A 16,705-nucleotide genomic window follows, 5' to 3' on the forward strand; every position below is an offset into this window, starting at 1 on the left:
AGCCCAGAACCCACTGCCGCAGACACTGACCGCTTAACCTGCAGAAACAGGATCACGCGAAGATCCACTCATACACCACGTCCGTGGACGTGACCAGTCCCGCGTGATCACGTCCGCCCGCTGGGGCAGGCCGGTTCCCTCGGCCCGTCTGCCCCTCTCCGTCCCCGAACGGTCGGCCATCGTGATCGCCCCTATTGTTGGCTGCCTCGCGTGCTGGAAGTCGCTGTGGCCGGGGGTGGGCTGAACATCGTGTTCACCGCAGGCCGTGAACCGGCGCCGTGGTGTCACGAACCGTGGGTGCAGGAGATTCAGCGATCGCCTGTTCGGGCTGATGACGACGTGATGCGCTTGGGGCATGCGATGCCGACATCCCACTGGATGACCCTGAACGTCTCGGGCTCGCTCCGGTTATGAGACCGCTTGCGTTTGGAAGGCGCCCGAGCGATCAGCGAGGACCACGCTTGTGAAGGTGGGGGTGTGGGGGCGCTGCCCCCCACTGGGCGCAGCCCGAAGCCGACAGCGCGACAGCGCCCCCAAAAGCACTCGAAGCTCCCGTGGGCTGCTGGCGTTCGGCAACCGTTAGAGCCTGCTGACAAAGGCTCAAGTGCTGGCGGGCATGGGCCCGTAGAGAGCCGGTTGATATAGCCCTGGTGGGACCAAAGGTGGCTTCAGCCTTTGTAACCGATGGCGGCGTCGCTGCCGTGACCGCCGTTGCGCCGTGCCCGGTAGATGTCGCCGTCGGGGACAAGGAAGGAGCCGTCTGCGGCCTGCTCATCGATCGCCGGGACGTGGCCGTCGAGCCTGAGGTAGTACCAGGCGTGAGCGGAGCCCTTGGCGGTGCACCGGGAGCCCGGGACGCGAATGCGCGTTACCTTCCGGACACAGACCACGACCCGGGGAACGACACCGACCTCGACCATCACGAATCGGCTCCGGCCGCCCTGCGCGGGTGCCCGGAAACGATAGATGTAGTCGTCACGTGGCGTCGGTGAGGCATCGGTGATCTTCTCGCCCACTCCGGGAACCCGGGCGAGGCCGCCCAGAAGGTAGTAGCGCAACACGAACCCGGGCAGAGCATCGTCACACGGGCGGTACCGCACCCGAATCTCGGTCTTGCGATCGGCGCACACCTCTACGTACGCCGTCGCATCCAGCTCCTCGTGCTCGCCCTCCGGGGTCGCCACCGAAGGAGCCGCCGTCGAAGAGGCTGGTGCGGCCGACGGCCGGACGCGATCCACGTCCTGCGTGCACGCCGAGATCAGTGGCGCCAACGCCAGGGCAAGACTGGCCAGAACCCGGGACGACGACACCGGTCCAAGGTGAAGGGCGCCGTCCACACCTGTCAAGAGCCGCACCGGGCGGGCCCGTCCTGAGCCCACTCGTCATCGCCATCCTCCTACACCGACCTCCGCTTCGTCTTAGAAGGTGCGGGTGGTGACCCAGTTTGCCTGACTCGACGGATTATTCAGGTCGAACGTGGTCCCGGACAGGCGCCTGTCCGGGCCCAGCGAGCCGGTGTATCGGCCTCTGGCTCCGAACGACCACCCAACGGTGAAAAAGATGTTCCGGCCTTCCACCGCGCCTTCCTCGATCGTCCCCACGCCGCCGGACCAGGAGGCGGTCCCGAAGAGCCTCCCGCTGCTGTCCTGTGTCACATTCATCGTCACTGTGATCCCGCCGCTCTGAGTGAACTGCCACCTGCCATTGACGGAGAACTCGGGCGCCGTGACGGTCGCCGTCCGCGGAGCGGAGGACACGCTGGCGGCGCTGGCGGCAGGGGCCAGAGCGAGACCAACGCCACCCAGAACAAGAGCGAGGCCGGCCGTGGCGAGCTTGGTGCGCATGGGAGATCCCTTCGTTGATGTTCGATCGATCCGCTGAGCGGACCTGAGCGCTCCTCGGCGTCTTTTCTCGGTCGGGTGGCCTGACGCCTCGTGAGGACACATCTGATGGTGCGCTAACGGCCAACACACCCGGCATCCCATGCTTTCGGGGGTTGACCTGGTCTATCGTCGCCGACTGCACTGGTGTGGGCTGGTTGAGGCGCCCCGAACCTTCCGGGCATTGGCCCAACCATGATTGGGTGCGCGCCTCGGGCGTGATCGAGGGGAGCAGGCTCTCGCCGTACCAGTAGGCGGGGGTGCAGCGGAAACCGTAGCCGAAGCCGATGAGGTGGCCGTCGGCGTAGGTCGCGATGAGGGTGAACTGGTCGTGCCGGGTGTGGCCGGTGATCTGAGAGCGGGCCACTGCTGCTGGGACTCCGCTCCCCCGAGAAGGAGGTCTTGAGTGATCTCGGCTCGGGCACCGGCCACCTCAGTTATCTTGGGTGACTTCAAGTAGTCAGCCATGTCAGGCAAGTAAGGTTTCCAGGTACTTGCCTCACGGATATCCAGGGGTCTTCAGGCACGTCAGGCACGGCCTCGGTACCACCACCCTGGGTGAGCGGCGGCCGCGCCGCTCACGTGCTCCATCGCCGCGGCGTAGTCCTCCGGCTCGAGCTCCGGGCTCACCCGGCGGCATATAGCTTGGCGATGCGTGCACCCAGGTCGGCGCCGTAGTTCTCGTGGTAGACCTGGGCGGAGCAGTAGACCGCACCACCCTGGCGGGCCAGGGTGGGCGTCCAGACGGCGGCGTTCTCCACGCCGGGGTCGCTCATCGCCAGGCCGATGAGCGCGATGTCGTCCACGCTGACGTCGATGACGTAGTCGCTCACGCCCTTGCGCTCGTACAGGCGCCATTGCAGCGTCGCGCTCGTCGTCCCGCTCAGCTTGGCTGTGAGGTCGACCGTCGCCTTCACCCAGGTGTCCGCTGCGTCGGCGGTGACGTCCCGCTCCCAGACCACCTTGCCGTTGAGCAGGAGCTGCTTGATGTGGTATCCAGCCGGATGCTCCGGCCCGCGGGCGTCGCGGTGCCAGAAGCTCACCACCCGCTTGGCCGCCCCTGAGGTCAGGACGGTCTTCCGCGTCGCGCCGCACGACATGCCGGCCGTGGTGGCTGCCTGCTTCTGGACGACGAAGCTCAGCCGCCCGTCGCCCGTGCGGGCCAGGTTGTCGGCCGCGGGGCGCGTCCATGCCTGGTCGCGGGAGACGAAAGGGAGCTTGTACTGCAGGACCCCGGCGAGTTCACCGCTGCGTACGTGCTCGATCCCGTTCTTTGTGACCGCCTCGACGTAGGAGACCGTCGGCTTCTGGGCGGCGTGACTCAGCGGGTGGGCGTAGGGCATCAGGTAGACCTCGGTGGCTGGCAGCCGCTTGGCGAGCTGCCGCACCTGGTACGACAGGCTCCACGACCAGGAGGTGTCCCGGTACGGCTCGTCACGGAAGGGAAAGATCACCCCGTCCACGAGCGGGATCTGCTCGGTGATGAACGCGTCGGTGAACTGGACGTAGTAGACGGTCGGGACGAACTTGAGCGCGGGGCTGATCGCCTTGGCCACAGACCGCATCTGTCCGACGTAGGCGGGGGTGAACGTCTTGAGGTCGTAGGCGTAGTCGTCCACCGTCCAGCCGACCAGGTTCGGGTGGCTCTTGGCGAGGGTGGCGATCTCGCGGGACCAGGCAACGTAGTCGTGCTTGAACGGCCGGGACACGCAGCAGCTTTCCTGGCTCGGCGAGTACACCAGCACCCAGACGTCGATCCCGGCGGCGGCGGCCGCGGGCAGAAACTCATCCCGCAGGTCGGTCCAGTGCACGTTGTCACCGGCCATCGGATAGACGTAGGTGTTCGCGTTGAGTGCTTTCAGCCCCGCGATGATCGCCTTGGTGTCCACGTGCCTGATCCCGTCGGCGCGCGGCTGCTCTTCACGCACAAGGTTGCCCGCCGTGCCCAGCGCGCCCGGAACCCTGGCGTCAGACACGCCGGGGATCATCGACAGCAGTACGGCGACGACGGTCACGAACGCGAGACGGATCACGAGAGTTCCTTCGGGCATGATCAAGTACGGCCCGTCAGCGTAGCGAGCTCCGGTATATCCCCGGTATGTCGCCGGTGGGGCCGATCAGGTCGGGATAGCCGTCGTTGTTCAGGTCCTTGAGCCCGTCGGGCAGAAGCACCCGGTCGGACGGCCAATGCCCCATGCCTTCAAGGCCGGCCAACGTGCCTTACGTGCCTGACAAGATCATCGGGCTCCGACTGCGGGAAGAGGTCAACAACCCCAGATAGGCCCTGCCGTCACCGGGGCGACGGCGATCGCGATGGCCGTGATGACCGCGCCGGGACATGGTTGAGCTTCGAGTGCTTGCATACGCAGCTTCAAGCCGAGGACCTCCGCCGGGTGCGGCTCGCTCTCAGGGACCCGCTGAGCTGGGCGGACAGGTCGCTGAGAGACGCACTGCACCAAGCGAACTGCTTGTGGCGGTGACTGGGGTGCTGGAAGCTTGGTCGTCATGCCGGTGCCCCCGACGGTTTCGACGTGGTGGTTCCCTTGAACTCGCTGTCCCGGCCGGGTGGAGACACGAGCCCGACGTGAACGGGGCCGGGATCGGCGTGCTGGCCCCCGCCGACGCGTTCACCGACCGCAGCTACGTGTACGCCGTCGGGTGGATGGATGAGATTATCACCGATGCCGACCGTCTGCTGGGAGCTGGATTCCCGGCGACCGCCCTGCTGGAACTCATCGACGCCTTTCACGACGACCGCGACCGGTTCGCCGACCTACGCCCCCTTTGGGCGCGCGCCTACCAAGACCTAGGCCGTCCCCAACTCGCGGCTCGACTCGAAACGATGCTCCCGATGTATCAACGCCTCCCATACTGAGGACCTCGGTTGGCGACCGCGTGAGGCCGACATCCCAGCGGATGACCCTGCTCGTTTCGGGCTCGCTCCGGTCATGGGGCCGCTTGCGTTTGGGAGGCGCCCGAGCGATTAGCGAGGCCCATGCTTGTTCAGCCCGTCAGCGGTCCGAACGCCTTGCGGGTGTCGATGACGTCGCCGAACAGCTCCCACCGCTCGCCCTTGAACTTCATGAGCTGCATCGACTCAATCGGGAAGCCGTCATCGGCGGCGGTGTTCATCGTCACCCCGGGGAGCAGCATGTTGATCTGTACGTTGCTCAGGCTGCGCATCGAGTCGCGCAGCCCCTCGCGGGTCGGGCACTTCGCGGCCGACATCGTCTTGTTGAAGGAGTCGGCCACCGCCCAGCCGAAGGTGAAGAACGGCACGTTCGGGTCGGTGCCCGGGGCGTACTGCGCCATCTTCGCCTTGTAGAGCTTCATCTCCGCGTCGTCGTTCCACGTCGCGTCCCTGGGGTCCTTGTAGTAGGTGGAGGACACGACGCCCTGGACGTTCTCGAAGCCGACGGGCTTGAGCACGGTGATCGAGGCGGCGACGTTGTTGAGGATGTGCAGCGGGTTCCAGGTGGTGTTCTTGGCGTCGGCGGCCAGCGCCTGCGAGCCGAACTTGGGCGTGGTGATGTTGAGGAACACGTCGGCCTTGGACCCGGCGAGGTTGCGCATCTGCGGGTCGATGCTCGGGTCGGTGACCTCGTAGCTCTGCTCGCCGACGACCGTGATCCCGCTGCCTTCGATGGCCCGCTTGAACCCGCCGAACAGGTCCTTGCCGAAGTCGTCGTTCTGGTAGAGCACCGCGACCTTGGCGTTGGGTTTCTCCTGCTTGAGATATTGGGCGTAGACGCGCGCCTCGGAGATGTAGTTGGGTTGCCAGCCGATGGTCCACGGGTGCTTCGTGTCGGTGCCCCACTTCGAGGCGCCGGTCGCGACGAAGATCTGCGGCACCTTCTGCTGATCGGTGTAGTCCCAGGTCGCCGTCGTCGAGGGGGTGCCCAGTGTCTGGAACAGCGCGAACACCTGCTCCTGCTCGACGAGCCGGCGGGCCTCCTCGACCGCCTTGGGCGGCTGGTAGCCGTCGTCGCGGACCACGAACTCGACCTTGCGCCCGCCGATGCCGTTCTTCTCGGCGTTGATGTAGTCGAAGTACGCCTTGATGCCCTTGGGGATGTCACCGTAGGCGGAGGCGGGTCCCGACAGCGGGTAGATGCCGCCGAGCTTGATGCTCTTGTCGGTGATGCCGGTCGTCTGCTGGCCCTGGCACGGCCCCGACGCCGTGCTGGCCGGCTCGGTCCCGCCCCGCCCCCCGCAGGCCGCCACCGCGGCCAGGAGCATCGCCGTACAGCCGATAACGGATACGCGCATGCCTGTTACTCCTTCCGGAGGGTCTTCTTGATCGAGTACGCCGCGCGGCCCGCCAGCCCGGCCAGGCCGGTCGGGGCGACGTACATCACCGCGATGATCAGCAGGCCGAAGACGACGCCGGGCGCGGCGTCGTTCACGCTCTGGGAGATGCTCGGCACGAACATGACGAACAGCCCGCCCAGCAGCGGCCCCCAGTACGAGCCGAGGCCGCCCACGACGAGGCCCGCCAGCAGCGTGATCGAGAGTGTGACGACGAACGAGTCCGGCGAGACGTACCCGATCACCCACGTGTAGAGGCAGCCCGCGATCCCGGCGAGCATCGCGCTCCAGGCGAAGGAGAGCGTCTTGTAGAACGACAGCCGCACGCCCATGACCTCGGCTGCCGCCTCGTTGTCCCGGATGGCGTGCAGCGCCCGGCCGACCCGCGAGCGCAGCACGCTACGGGTCACCAGGAACGCCACCACGGCCACGGCCAGCGTGAGGAAGTACAGCCATTGGTCCTCGGCCAGTCCCGTCCACGCGGGCGGCACCGGCTTGGCCAGCGTCAGCCCCATGGAGCCGCCGGTGACCGACTCGAACCGCTTGAGCAGCGGCACCAGGAAGATCGCGATGGCCAGCGTCACCAGGGCCAGGTAGAGGCCGCGCAGCCGGACGGCGGGCACGCCGAGCGCCAGCCCCAGCGCGAACGCCACCGCGGCGGCGGCCGGCAGCGTGGCCGGGTAAGGCACGTCCCAGCTGTGCAGCAGGATGGCCGCGGTGTAGGCGCCGACGGCGAAGAAGGCGCCGTGCCCGAGCGAGATCTGGCCCGCGTGCCCGACGAGCAGGTTCAGTCCGAGCAGCGCCACCGCGTAGATCAGCACCATGGTGAACTGGAAGACCCGGAACGGCACCAGCTGGAAGGGCGCGTAGCAGGCCAGTACGAGCAGCAGAGCGACGACGATCCAGCGCCAGTTCGCGGGCACCGGCCACCGCCGGGCGACCCGCCCTCCGGGCTCCTTCGCGACCGGAGAACCGGGCTCCTTCGCGACCTGAGAACCGGGCTCCTTCGCGACCTGAGAATCGGGCCCTTTCGCGATCGGCGAACCGGTCGCTTCCGCCGACTCGCTCATACCCGCTCCACCACCGCTCGTCCGAACAGCCCTTGAGGCCGCAGCAGCAGGACGCCGAGGATGATGACCAGCGGCACCCCGATCTTCAGATCCGATCCGATGAAGCCGACGTACGCCCCGGCGAGCGTCTCGGCCACGCCGACGACCAGGCCGCCCACGACCGCGCCCAGCGGGCTGTCGAACCCGCCGAGCGTCGCCGCCGCGAAGGCGTAGATGAGCACCCCGCCCATCAGGTTGGGGTCCAGGAAGAGCAGCGGCGCCACCAGCACGCCCGACACCGCGCCGACCGTGGCGGCCAGGCCCCACCCGAGCGCGAGCGTCCAGCCCACCCGGATGCCGACGAGCCGGGCGGACTGCGGGCTGGAGGCCACCGCGCGCATGCCCAGGCCGATCTTGGTGTGCTGAAAGAGCAGGTACAGCAGGCCCATGACCACGCCGACGACGCCGAGAATGCCCAGCGTCGAGTACCCGATGCTGACGCCTCCCGCTGTGAGCGCGCCTTCGGGGAACGGGTTGGGGAAGTCCTTGATGAGGAAGGACCAGATCCACCCGGCGGCGGCGTTCACGAAGATGAACAGCCCAACGGTGACGATCACCACGGTCAGCTCGGGAGCGCCTTCGACCGGGCGGATGATCACCCGCTCGATGAGCATGCCGCCCGCGAACGACACCACGAGCGTGATGACCAGCGCCAGCCAGAACGGCAGCCCGGCGGCGGTGAACTGCCAGGCCAGGTAGGTGGAGAACATCGCCAGCTCGCCCTGGGCGAAGTTGACGATGCCGGTGAACTGGTAGATCAGCACCAGGGCCAGCGCCAGGCTGGCATAGATGGCGCCCGCGCCGAGCCCCTCGACGACCTGCTGCAGGAAACCGGCCATGGCTAGACCCGGTATCCGAGGTAGGACTGGGCGACCTGCTCGTCCGCCCTGATCCGCTCCGCCGTGCCCGACAGCACGATCCGGCCGGTCTCCAGGACATGCGCCTGCTGGGCGATGCCGAGGGCGAGATGGGCGTTCTGCTCGACGACGACCACGGTGGTCCGCTCCTGTTCGTTGATCGCCCGCACGATGCGGAACAGCTCCCGGGTGACCAGCGGCGCCAGACCCAGTGACGGCTCGTCCAGCAGGAGCAGCCGGGGGCGCAGCATGAGCGCGCGGCCGATGGCCAGCATCTGCTGCTCGCCGCCGCTGAGGCTGCCCGCCGTCTGCCGCAGCCTGGGCTTCAGCGCCGGGAAGTAGGTGTAGATGCGGTCGAGGTCGGCCTGCACGCCGCTTCTGCCCCGGCGTACGTAGGCGCCCAGGCGCAGGTTCTCCTCGACGGTGAGCGGCATGAACGTGCCGCGCCCTTCCGGCACGTGGGCGACGCCGCGCCGGGCGATCGCGTCCGGCGAGCGGCCGGTCAGCTCGGTCCCGCCGAGCCGGACGCTGCCGCGCCCGCGGACCATGCCGGACAGCGCCCGCAGCAGGGTCGTCTTGCCGGCTCCGTTCGGCCCGAGTATCGCGCAGATCTCCCCCGGGCCGACCGCCAGGCTCAGCCCGTGCAGCACCTTCGCGTCGCCGTACCCGGCGACCAGATCCGTCACCACCAGTTCGCTCATACGGCGGTCCCCAGGTACGCCTCGATGACCCCGGGATCGCGCTGGACCTCGGCCGGGGCTCCTTCGGCGATCTTGCGGCCGAAGTCCAGGCAGACGATCCGGTCGCAGATCCCCATGACGAAGCCCATGTGGTGCTCGACCACGACCATGGTCAGGTCGTACTCGTCGCGGATCGCGCGCAGGACGCCGGCGAACTCCTCGACCTCCGCCGAGCTGAGCCCGTTCACCGGCTCGTCGAGCAGCAGCAGCGCGGGGCGGCCGACCAGCGCCCTGGCCAGCTCCACCCGCTTGAGCGTGCCGAACGGGAGCCCGGCGGCCGGATGGTCGGCGACCTCGGTCAGCGCCAGCCGGTCGAGCACCGCGTCGGCCTCGGCGCGCAACCCGGCCTCCTCCCGGCGCACGCCGGGCAGGCGCAGGCCGGCGGTGAGAAAGCCGGCCCGGCCCCGGTGATGCGCGCCGACCAGCGTGTTGTCGCGGACCGACATGCGCGGGAACAGGCCGAGGTTCTGGAAGGTCCGGGCGATGCCCAAGGCCGCGATCGCGTGCGGAGGTACGGCGAGCAGGTCCCGCCCCTCGTACGCGACCCGGCCCGCGTCGGCGTCGTGGCGGCGGGTCAGGCAGTTGAACAGCGTGGTCTTGCCCGCGCCGTTCGGCCCGATGAGTCCCACCATCTCACCGCGCCGCACCGAGAAGCCCACGCCGTCGAGAGCCGTGATGCCACCGAAGCGGACCGTGAGCTCGCTGACCTCCAGCATCCGGCCTCCTGCTGATGGTGAGCGGAGAACAATGTTCTGAAAGCGTAGGAGCCACCCGTCCGAGACCACATTGGGCACGGTCACCCAAGATGCGTCCTGGCTGTTGTCCGCCGGGCACAGGATCTGTCTCGGACCGGTTACGAGCTGTTGACCGCCCGGCAAAGTGCATGGATCATCCCGGCATGTCCGGTGGTTTCAGCACGGAAACGCTCACCGGTTCGGCGACGGTCCGCGTCCAGCGCACGCGCATCCTCTCCGAGCTCCTCGATCACCTAGCCGACCTGGCCGACACGGCCGTCCAGACGATGCGGGCCGAGATCCCCGCCTACGCCGCTCAGGACGAGAACTTCCTCGCTGACGTACGCGACCAGGTGGTCCGCCATTACCGCAGCAAGCTGGCCGTGATGCTCGAAGACCGCACGGTCACCGTCGACGACATCGCCTTCGCCCGCCGGGCCGCCATACGGCGGGCCAGGGCCGGGCTCGCCCTGGCCGACTACGTCAACGCCTTCCGCGTGTGCCAGCGGGTCTTCTGGGGGTCGGTGCTGGAGCGGGCCGGCCACTCGGCCGCCGGCCATGAGGCGGCGCTCTCCCTGGCGGCCCCGATCATGCGTTACTGCGACTTCGCCAGCACGCACGCGGCCAACGCGTACATGGAGTTCCAGCGCTACGCCGCGGCGGAGGCCGTTCATGAGAACAGGGACCTGCTGGAGACCCTGCTGGCCGGCGGCGCGCCCACGCGCGGCGGGCAGCTCGCCGCGGCCCAGGCGTACGGTCTGGGGTCCGACACCCGCTCGCCGCTGCTCGTGGTGATCGCGGTCCTGCTCGGGCCGCATGCGCTCGTGACCGGCGGGAACCCGGTCACCACGGGCCCCGACCGCGGCGTGGACGCGCGGCACGCGGCCTGCGCGGCCATCTCCAGGGCCGGGGCGAACGGCACGCGGACGCTGTCGGTCGTACGGCAGTCGGAGATCGTCGCCATCCCCGCGCTCGGCCTCGGCGGCGGCCCGGAGGAGCTGTGCGACCGGCTGCAGGCCGTGCGCGAGAGCCTCATGGGCGAGGGGATCGTGCTGGCGATGGGCATCAGCACGGTCGTCGCCGGGACGGCCGGGATCCCGCGGGCGTATGACGAGGCCCGTACCATGCTGGAGTTTCTGCCGGAGGACGGCGGTGTGGCCGCGCTGCCGCGGCTCTCACCGTTCCAGTACCTGGCGTTGAGGGCCGACGACACCGCCCGCCACCTGGTGGATCCGCGGATCACCGCGCTCCTGTCCGAGGACCGGGCGCGCGGCGGCGTGCTCACCGCCACCATCCGCGCCTTCGCCGCCGCCGACCTGAACCTGCGCGCCTCGGCCGAGCGGCTGCAGATCCACCCCAACACCGCTCAATACCGCCTGCGCCGCATCCAGGAACGCACCGGTCGCAGCCTGCGCCGGATCAGCGACCTGCTCGACCTGCTCGTGGCGATCGCCCTGCACGACTCTCTCCCGCCCAACACCGATCAGCCACCCAACACCAATCAGCCGCCCAACGCCAATCAGCTGCTCACCCCCAAACAGCCGCCCAACACCAACCACGGGCGGCAAAGACTGGCCACCGCGACCGATGAGCGACGTGGGAGCGGGGACGTACGGTCGTTCCATGAATCTCGCTGACCGGCTCCACACCGCCGCCGATCGGCTCGGCGGGAGGACGGTTGTCACGCTCGACGACGAGGCGCTCACCTACGGCGCGCTCGATCTGATGAGCGCCCGCGTCGCCGCGCTGCTGCGGCTGCGCGGGATCGGCGCGGGCGACCGGGTGGCGGTCATGCTGCCGAACGTCCCGGAGTTCGCCGTCGTCTACTACGGGGTGCTGCGGATCGGGGCGGTCGTCGTCCCGCTGGATCCGCTGCTGCGCAGGCGGGAGATCGCCGCGTACGTCGGTGACTGCGGGGCCTGCCTGCTGATCGCCTGGCACGCCTTCGCGGAGACCGCCGAGGCGGGCACCGCCGGCACCCTGACCGACTGCTTCTTCGTCGTGCCCGGCGAGTTCCAGCGACTACTGCGCGGCCTGACGACCGAGCACGACGTCACCCAGCGCGCGGACGGCGAGACGGCGGTCATCCACTACACCTCCGGCACGACCGGCCGGGCCAAGGGCGTCGAGCTGACGCACGGCAACCTCGGCGGCAACGCCGCGGCCGTCGCCCGCATGCACGCCCTCGGGGTGGACGACGTCGTGCTCGGGGCACTGCCGCTCTACCACTCCTTCGGGCAGACCTGCTCGCTCAACGCCACCGTCCAGGCCGGGGCGCGCCTCACGCTGCTGCCGCGCTTCGAGGCGGGCCGGGCGCTGGAGGTCATCCGGCGGGACGGCGTCACGGTCTTCCAGGGCGTGCCGACCATGTACATCGCGCTGCTCGACCATCCGGGCGCCTCCGACATGTCGCTGCTGCGCATCCTGGTCTCCGGCGGGGCGGCGCTCCCGCTCGACGTGCTGCGGGCGTACGAGAGGCGGTTCGGCTGCTCGATCGTGGAGGGCTACGGGCTCAGCGAGACCTCGCCCGTCGCCTCCTCCAACCGGGGCCGCCACGGCACCCGGCCGGGGTCGATCGGCCGCCCGATCAAGGACGTCGAGATGAAGGTGGTCGACGAGGACGACGGCGAGGTGCCCACCGGCCACATCGGCGAGATCGTCGTCCGGGGTCCCAACGTGATGAAGGGCTACTGGAACAATCCGGCCGCCACCGCCGAGGCGATCCGCGACGGCTGGTTCCACACCGGCGACCTCGGCCGGGTCGACGACGACGGGTTCTTCTTCCTGGTCGACCGGCGCCGCGACGTGATCATCCGGGGCGGCTACACCGTCTACCCGCGCGAGGTGGAGGAGGTCCTGTACGAGCATCCCGCCGTCCGTCAGGCGGCGGTCATCGGGGTCCCGCACCCGGAGCTCGGGGAGGAGATCGCGGCCGTGGTGACGCTGCGCGCGCCGGTCGAGGCCGACGAGCTGCGGGCCTTCGTCAGGGAGCGGGTGGCGGCCTACAAGTACCCCCGGCACGTCACGTTCGCCGACGAGCTGCCCATGAGCCCCACCGGCAAGATCCTCAAGCGCGTCATCGAGACGTTGACTCGCCACCGCTAGTAGAACTACGTTCTGGATACCGGCTGGTCGGTTGGGAAGGTGGCTTCATGCGGGTGCGGGACAAGGTCGTCGTCGTCACGGGGGCGGCGAGCGGGATCGGCCGGGCCATGGCGCTCAGGTTCGCCGCGGAGGGGGCGGCCGGAGTGGTGGTCGCCGATCTCGACGAGGCGGGCGCGGGCGCGGTGGCCAAGGAGATCGGCGATCGGGCCGTGGCCGTACGGGCGGACGTGTCGGTGGAGGCCGAGGTGGCCGCGCTGGCGGAGACGCCCTTCGGCCCGCCCGATCTGTTCTGCTCCAACGCGGGCGTCATCGCCGGGCACGGGCTGGAGGCCACCGACCAGGAGTGGGACAGCCTGTGGTCGGTCAACCTGCGGGCCCACGTGTACGCCGCGCGGGCGGTCGTGCCCGGCATGGTCGAGCGGGGCGGCGGCTACCTGCTCAACACCTGCTCGGCGGCCGGACTGATCAGCTGCCCCGGCGACGCCCCCTACGCGGTGACCAAGGCGGCGGCCATCGCCTTCGCCGAGTGGGTCTCGATCCACTACGCGACCAAGGGCGTCAAGGTCAGCGTGCTGTGCCCGCAGGGCGTACGGACCGCCATGCTGGAGCGCGGCGTCGCGGAGGACCATCTGACGGCCCGCGCGGTCGGCGCGTCCGGGGCGATCCTCGACCCGGCCGACGTGGCCGGCACGGTGGTCGAAGGGCTGGCGGCGGAGCGGTTCCACATCTTCCCGCACCCCGAGGTGGCCGACTTCGCCCGGCGTAAGGCTGACGATCCTGACCGGTGGCTGGCCGGAATGGCGCGGTTCGTGGAGTCACTGTCATGAAGGGAGACGTTGACATGAAGGCGGCACGGCAGGCCTGGCGGCGGCTGGAGCCGGTGCACGGCATGATCTACTTCGTCCCCGAGGGCCGGAAGCGGTACGCCGCGCTGGGGCTGAACGCCCGCTCCGGTTACTTCGCCTCGCGTGGGGCGGCGCTCGGCCGCGCCTCCGCCGAGCTGGTCATCGCGACCTTCTACAACTTCCACCCCGATCTCGTACAAAAGGCGCTGCCCGCTGCCTGGGACCTGGCGACGCCCGAGCAGGTGCTGGCCGCGCGGTACGAGGCGGCCGACGAGGCCCTGCGCCGGGCGGGCATCCACGAGCAGCCCGAGCTGGACACGGTCCTCACGCTGGCCCGGCGCGCCGCCGAGGCCGCCTGCGAGCACCCGCAGGGCCGCCCGCTGTTCGCCGCGCACGCCGCGCTGGCCTGGCCGGACGACCCGCTGCTCCAGCTGTGGCACGCGCAGACGCTGCTGCGCGAGTTCCGTGGCGACGGGCACGTCAGCACGCTGCTCACCGAGGGCGTCGGGCCGCTGGACGCGCTCGTGCTGCACGCCGCCAGCGGGGAGGTCCCGGTGGACTTCCTCAAACTGAGCCGGGCCTGGCCGGAGCCGGAGTGGGCGGCCGCCGGGGAACGCCTGCGCGAACGCGGCCTCCTCGACGGCCACACGCTCAGCGCCGAGGGCAAGACACTGCGCCAGCACATCGAGGCCCGCACCGACGCGCTGGCCCTGCCCGCCTACTCGGCGCTGGGCGAGGAGGACTGCGAACGCCTCGCCGAACTGGCCCGCCCCTTCGGCCGGGCCATCGTCGACGCGGGCCTCCTCACCCCGGCCTGACCTCACCGGCAGCCCGTACGCCGGCGCGGCCCTCCTCACCCCAGGCTGACCTCACCGGCAGCCCGTACGTCTGCGCGGTCCTCCTCAGACGCGTCGGCGCGGCCCGATTCAAGGCGCGCCGACCGCGCCGACCGCGTCACCCCTTGGCGGCGGGCAGGCCGGTGGCCGGGTCGATCGTGGTGGTGAAGACGTCGCCGTTGCCCGGTGCCTCGCCGCCGGTCGGCGTGCCGTAGGTCAGGCCGGAGACGGCCACCTGGCCCGACGGGGTGGCGGCGGCGTACACGTTGACCTCGGAGAACGGGTCGACGCCGTCGTCACGGGCGGTGCCGAGCTGGGCGGCGGCCTGCTGCTTCCCCTTGCCGTCGAGCCGGACCGTCAGGACGTCGGCCGCGCCCGCCACCACGCCCACCCGTCCCCGTGTGTATCCGGCCAGCGCGACCGCGCCCCCGGGCAGCGGCACCACGGCGGCGCCCTCGTCGGCGGCCGGGGTGGCGACGGTGGCCTGCCAGCGCTGCTTGCCCGCGCCCGTGTACGCCGCCGCGACCAGATCACCGCCGACGCCGCCGGTGGCGACCGCGAGGCCCGCCGTGGTGACGGCCACCGCGTTCAGCCGGTCGTCACCGGTGCCGCCCACCGTGGTGGCCCACTTCCGGGCCCCGTTCGGGTCGTAGGCGGCGAGCCAGCCGTCGAGCCCGCCCAGCGCGGTCGTCCCCGGCAGGGCCGAGGTCGCGCTGCCCGTCACGTACAGGTTCGTCCCGTCCGAGGCCACGCCGTACGCCTTGTCCTCCCCCACCCCGCCGTACTGACGGACCCAGGAGAGCGCGCCGTCGGCGGAGAGGCGGGCGACCAGCGCGTCCTTGTCCCCGCTGTTGGCCCCGTCGAGCGCGCCCTTGGTGTAGCCGGCCACGTAGGCGCCGCCGTCAGGGGCGGCGGCCAGGCCGTAGAGGCGGTCGGCCACGCCTGGCGCGCCGAACTGGGTGAGCCAGCGGACCGCGCCCTTCGCGTCGAGCCGGACCACGAACGCGTCGTCCGTGGCGTTGCCCGCGTGGTGGCCGTCCAGGTCGCCCTTGGTGTAGCCGGCCGCGAGCACGCCGCCGTCGGGCAGCGCCGCGACGCCGTACAGCCGCTCGTCGGCGGCGGTGCCGAGCTGTCTGGTCCAGCCGGCCGCTCCGCCGCGGACCAGCACCGCGTCGAGGCGGCCCGCGTACGGCTGTCCGCCGACGGGCCCGCTCGCCGCGAACCCGGTGGTCAGCGATCCGTCGGCGTGGGCCGCGACGCCGCCGGCCCAGTCCTGGGCGGCCGTGCCGTACAGCGGGGCGGGCAGCCCGGCCGGCGGCGTGATGCTCAGCCCCGGGCCGAGCTCGGCCATCGCCTGCTCGAACGCGGGCGCCCAGACGGTCCAGTCGTGGCCGCCGTCGAGCACGCGTAGCTGCGCCGAGATCGCGGGCGAGCGCCTGGCCGCGTTGTAGAGCGCGGCGGACTCGAAGTCGAGGTCGTGCTGGGCGTCGGCGGGATCGGGGTTGGCGTACTCGTCGTCGCCGACGGCCACGAACAGCCGTACGGGCAGGTCCTGGTCGAGTTTGGGGAGCAGGGCGGGGTAGTTCAGCTCCCGGTACACCGCGTCGGCGAACTTCTCGCCGCCCTGGCCGTAGGCGCCGTAGTCACGGGTGGAGGAGTCGCCCGGCGGCAGTGGCGTGTAGACGGCCGGGCTGAGCACGATGGCGCTGCCGAACAGGTCCTGATGGGCCAGCGCGAAACGCAGCGCGCCCGAGCCGCCCATGGAGTAGCCGCCGACCATGCGCGCCTGGCGGATCGGCGCCGTGCGGTAGGTCGCGTCCACGTGGGCCACCAGGTCACGGGTCAGCGCGGTCTCGACCGGGCGTCCTGGCAGGTCGGAGCCGGTGTAGCGGGAGTCCACGTACCAGCTCCCGCGCTCGCTCCACGGCGCGTCGGGCATGACGGCGATGAGCGGCGGTATCCGCCGGGTCCGGATCATCGCGTCGAGCGTGTCCTTGACCCGGGTCCACGCCTGCATGGTGTCGCCGCGCCCGTGCAGCAGGTACAGCACCGGGTAGCGATCGGCGCCCTTGGCGTAGCCGTACGGCAGGTAGAGGTTGTAGGCGATGTTCTCCCCCAGCGCCGCCGAGGGCGCGGCGGCCGCGGTGATCGTCCCGGTCCGGCCGGCCCGCACGCGTGCCTCTCCCGGTACGGCCAGCAGGACGACAAGGGCGAGGGCCATGAGCGCACCGACACCGCTCCATCGAGATAAGGGCATCGGTCGCTCCCTGTAAACGTTTACCGAACAATCT

General features: G+C 70.3%; 15 protein-coding genes. 5 read left to right on the forward strand and 10 right to left on the reverse strand.

Annotated elements, in window-relative coordinates; all coding sequences use genetic code 11:
* Positions 1-668 precede the first annotated feature (668 nt).
* The 4 genes from AB0H88_RS49865 to AB0H88_RS49880 all read right to left on the reverse strand — a co-directional run bounded on the left by AB0H88_RS49865 (position 669) and on the right by AB0H88_RS49880 (position 4,076).
* On the reverse strand, positions 669-1,310 hold the full coding sequence (locus tag AB0H88_RS49865; protein WP_357656887.1) for a hypothetical protein: 642 nt from the start codon (positions 1,308-1,310) through the stop codon (positions 669-671).
* A gap of 108 nt (positions 1,311-1,418) precedes the next feature.
* Complete coding sequence (locus tag AB0H88_RS49870; RefSeq protein ID WP_357656890.1) at positions 1,419-1,844, reverse strand: hypothetical protein; 426 nt, start codon at positions 1,842-1,844, stop codon at positions 1,419-1,421.
* A gap of 662 nt (positions 1,845-2,506) precedes the next feature.
* Complete coding sequence (locus AB0H88_RS49875; RefSeq protein ID WP_357656891.1) at positions 2,507-3,913, reverse strand: hypothetical protein; 1,407 nt, start codon at positions 3,911-3,913, stop codon at positions 2,507-2,509.
* A gap of 34 nt (positions 3,914-3,947) precedes the next feature.
* Complete coding sequence (locus tag AB0H88_RS49880) at positions 3,948-4,076, reverse strand: hypothetical protein (RefSeq protein ID WP_357656893.1); 129 nt, start codon at positions 4,074-4,076, stop codon at positions 3,948-3,950.
* 388 nt (positions 4,077-4,464) lie between these two features.
* Between AB0H88_RS49880 and AB0H88_RS49885 the strand changes: the two genes are divergently transcribed.
* Complete coding sequence (locus AB0H88_RS49885) at positions 4,465-4,755, forward strand: hypothetical protein (protein WP_357656894.1); 291 nt, start codon at positions 4,465-4,467, stop codon at positions 4,753-4,755.
* 128 nt (positions 4,756-4,883) lie between these two features.
* On the opposite strand, the gene AB0H88_RS49890 is transcribed toward AB0H88_RS49885, so the two are convergent.
* The 5 genes from AB0H88_RS49890 to AB0H88_RS49910 are packed head-to-tail and all read right to left on the reverse strand — an operon-like array spanning position 4,884 to position 9,610.
* Positions 4,884-6,149: an ABC transporter substrate-binding protein gene (locus AB0H88_RS49890; RefSeq protein WP_357656895.1), complete on the reverse strand. Its 1,266-nt coding sequence runs from the start codon at positions 6,147-6,149 to the stop codon at positions 4,884-4,886.
* A gap of 5 nt (positions 6,150-6,154) precedes the next feature.
* Positions 6,155-7,258, reverse strand: a complete 1,104-nt coding sequence (locus AB0H88_RS49895; protein WP_357656897.1) for a branched-chain amino acid ABC transporter permease — start codon at positions 7,256-7,258, stop codon at positions 6,155-6,157.
* Positions 7,255-8,136: a branched-chain amino acid ABC transporter permease gene (locus AB0H88_RS49900; RefSeq protein WP_357656899.1), complete on the reverse strand. Its 882-nt coding sequence runs from the start codon at positions 8,134-8,136 to the stop codon at positions 7,255-7,257. The genes AB0H88_RS49895 and AB0H88_RS49900 overlap by 4 nt, the downstream gene beginning before the upstream one ends.
* Positions 8,137-8,138: 2 nt before the next feature.
* Positions 8,139-8,855, reverse strand: coding sequence for an ABC transporter ATP-binding protein (locus AB0H88_RS49905; RefSeq protein WP_357656900.1), 717 nt, complete (start codon positions 8,853-8,855; stop codon positions 8,139-8,141).
* Positions 8,852-9,610 carry an ABC transporter ATP-binding protein gene (locus tag AB0H88_RS49910; RefSeq protein WP_357656902.1) on the reverse strand — a complete coding sequence of 253 codons (759 nt, stop codon included), beginning with the start codon at positions 9,608-9,610 and terminating at the stop codon, positions 8,852-8,854. Before AB0H88_RS49910 ends, AB0H88_RS49905 begins: the two co-directional genes overlap by 4 nt.
* A gap of 182 nt (positions 9,611-9,792) precedes the next feature.
* On the opposite strand from AB0H88_RS49910, the gene AB0H88_RS49915 reads away from it, so the two are divergent.
* Genes AB0H88_RS49915 through AB0H88_RS49930 form a run of 4 tightly spaced genes read left to right on the forward strand, consistent with a single transcriptional unit; the run spans position 9,793 to position 14,396 of the window.
* Complete coding sequence (locus tag AB0H88_RS49915; RefSeq protein ID WP_357656903.1) at positions 9,793-11,265, forward strand: helix-turn-helix domain-containing protein; 1,473 nt, start codon at positions 9,793-9,795, stop codon at positions 11,263-11,265.
* On the forward strand, positions 11,252-12,733 hold the full coding sequence (locus tag AB0H88_RS49920; protein WP_357656904.1) for a long-chain fatty acid--CoA ligase: 1,482 nt from the start codon (positions 11,252-11,254) through the stop codon (positions 12,731-12,733). Before AB0H88_RS49915 ends, AB0H88_RS49920 begins: the two co-directional genes overlap by 14 nt.
* A 47-nt stretch (positions 12,734-12,780) precedes the next feature.
* Complete coding sequence (locus tag AB0H88_RS49925; protein ID WP_357656905.1) at positions 12,781-13,560, forward strand: SDR family oxidoreductase; 780 nt, start codon at positions 12,781-12,783, stop codon at positions 13,558-13,560.
* Positions 13,557-14,396, forward strand: coding sequence for a hypothetical protein (locus tag AB0H88_RS49930; protein WP_357656907.1), 840 nt, complete (start codon positions 13,557-13,559; stop codon positions 14,394-14,396). Before AB0H88_RS49925 ends, AB0H88_RS49930 begins: the two co-directional genes overlap by 4 nt.
* A gap of 136 nt (positions 14,397-14,532) precedes the next feature.
* Here the strand turns inward: AB0H88_RS49930 and AB0H88_RS49935 are convergent, their stop codons facing one another.
* A complete protein-coding gene (locus AB0H88_RS49935; protein ID WP_357656908.1) occupies positions 14,533-16,671 on the reverse strand; it encodes an alpha/beta hydrolase-fold protein in 2,139 nt (712 codons plus the stop codon).
* Positions 16,672-16,705 lie beyond the last annotated feature (34 nt).

This window comes from Nonomuraea sp. NPDC050680 (genome assembly GCF_040654555.1).
Taxonomy (GTDB): Bacteria; Actinomycetota; Actinomycetes; order Streptosporangiales; family Streptosporangiaceae; genus Nonomuraea.